1 protein-coding gene and 1 pseudogene are annotated in these 2,203 nt (G+C 64.6%); both read right to left on the bottom strand.

Annotated elements, in window-relative coordinates; genetic code table 11:
* Nucleotides 1-227: pseudogene (locus EOD07_RS31605) on the bottom strand (anthranilate phosphoribosyltransferase); the annotation flags it as partial.
* A complete protein-coding gene (locus EOD07_RS31600; RefSeq protein ID WP_073986809.1) occupies nucleotides 224-2,119 on the bottom strand; it encodes a peptidyl-prolyl cis-trans isomerase in 1,896 nt (631 codons plus the stop codon). The pseudogene EOD07_RS31605 and the gene EOD07_RS31600, both read right to left, overlap by 4 nt.
* Nucleotides 2,120-2,203 lie beyond the last annotated feature (84 nt).

Here is a 2,203-nt window from a genome sequence, read left to right as displayed (position 1 = left end):
GCGCCGTGCGGCGCCTCGACGCGCAGCATCTTGGCGCGCATCGTCGCCACCGCGCCGGATATTTCGCTCACGGTCTCGCCGCGCACGCGCAGCGCCATCAGGAAGCCGCCGATCTGGCCGGGCGTCGCATCGCCCGACATGATGATGTCGAACGCCTCGCGTGCTTCCTCGAAGGAAAGCGCGGTGCCGGTGGCGACCTTGGCTATGTGTGTTTTCAGAGCGCTCATCGTGTCTGTGCTTGCGAAACGGCGTTCGGGTCGATGCGAACGTCATATTGCGATTGCAGCTGCGCCACCAGCTGGTCGAGCAGGTCGTCTGACATGCCGGCGCCGAAGGATTTCTGCGCGTCGTCCGGCACCGCGCTGCCGTCGGCGCCTGCCGGCTCGAAGACCTCGGCGACCTTGAACAGGATCTGGCCGTCGCCAGTCGGCGAGGGGATCAAACCGGTACCGCCTTCGCCGACGCCGAACATCGCCGCCGCACCTTCCTTGCCGAAATCGGCATCGTCGGCTTCGCGCTTCAGGCCGCGCTTGGTCTGTTTGTCGAGCTTGAGTTCGCCGGCGATGACGTCGAGCGTGGTGCCGGCCTTGAGGCGCTTCTCCAGCTCCTTGGCCTTCGCGTCGAGCCGCTTGTCCGTCTCGGCCTCCGTCCAGTCGGCCACGACCTTCTTGCGGACTTCGTCCAGCGTGCGGTCGCGCGCCGGCGTGACCGACTGCACCTCGTAGAAGACAAAGCCGTTGTCCGCGGTGGTCAGGCCCTCGTTCTCGGTGTTGGGCTCTGCCGCGAACACCGACTTGATCAGCGCGGCCGATTCCGGCAGGTCGTTGACGATCGTGCCATCCGGCCGCTGGCCGGTACGGTCGATGGCGTCGATGGTGACGACCTTGAGCTTCAGCTTCTCGGCGGCCTGGGCAAGCGAGGCGCCCGAGGCACGGGTGTCCTCATAGCTGTCATGGACGTCGAGCAGGATGCGGCTTGCCTCGCCGAGCGCCAGGTCCTTGCGGATCTGAGCGGACACTTCCGAAAGCGGCTTCACCACTTGCGGCTTGATCTCGGTGACGCGCAAGAGCACGGGACCGAAAGCGCCCTGGACGACCTGGCTGACCTCATTGGCATTGAGCGAGAAGGCCGCATCGGCGACCGCCTTGTCGGCGATCTTGTCCTTCGATAGCGTGCCCAGCAGCGTGTCGGCTGGCGTCTTGCCCTCGGCGGTGATGAGCTTGTCGAAAGTGGCGCCCGCCTTCAGCGAATCCAAAGCCGCCTTGGCCGCATCCGGTGTCTTGAACACCAGCTGCTCGATGGTGCGCATCTCGGGCGTCGTGTAGCGCGCGATATTCTTGTTGTAGTCCTCGCTGACCTGGCTATCGGTCACCGCGGACGGATCCGCGATGTCCTGCGGCTCCAGCCGGGCATAGGAGAATTTGCGGTATTCCGGCGCGGCATAGGTCTTCTTGTTGGCATCGAAATAGGCGTTGATGGCGCTGTCGGACGGCGCCTCGATCGGCTGCACCAGCGTCTTCGGGAGCACGAGATAGTCGATCGTGCGATCCTCGCCGCGATAGAGAGAGACCGCCTTCAGGAAGGTCTGCGGCACCTTCAGGCCGTCGGAAATCGCCTCGACGATCTGCTGGCGCACAGCCACCTGCGCGCGGTTCTTGAGGTAGTCCTCGGGCCGCATGCCGAGCTGGCGCAGGAGATATTCGAAGGTCCGGCGATCGAACTGGCCGCTGGGGCCTTTGAAAGCCGGATCCTCGCGCGTCAGGTCGGCCAGCCGGTCCTTGGAGAGGCCGAGCCCGAGCTTGCGCGCTTGCTCGTCGAGCACGGCGCCTGAAACAAGCTGGGCCAGCACCTGATTGTCGACGCCGAGCAGCTTGGCCTGCTCCTGGGTGATGCGCTGGCCATATTGCTGCGACAGAAGGCTGAGCTGGCGGTCATAAGCGAGGCGGTACTCGTTAATCGAGACCTCGGTGCCGCCGGCGGTGATCACCGCGTGATGGCCGCCCAGAACGCCACCCACCATGCGGGTGGTGATGCCCCAAGCGGCGAAACTGATCACCAGCAAGGACAGCAACGCCTTCGCGACCCAGGTGCCCGCCGCGCTTCTCAATATACCAAGCATGCATACTTCCGATTTTTGCGCATTTTCGCATGCGCCGAGTCTGAAACAAGCGCAATAGCGCCCTTCCGGTCCACTGTCGATTGC

It is taken from the genome of Mesorhizobium sp. M2C.T.Ca.TU.002.02.1.1 (assembly GCF_003997225.1).
This window is presented reverse-complemented; position numbering and strand designations above follow the sequence as displayed.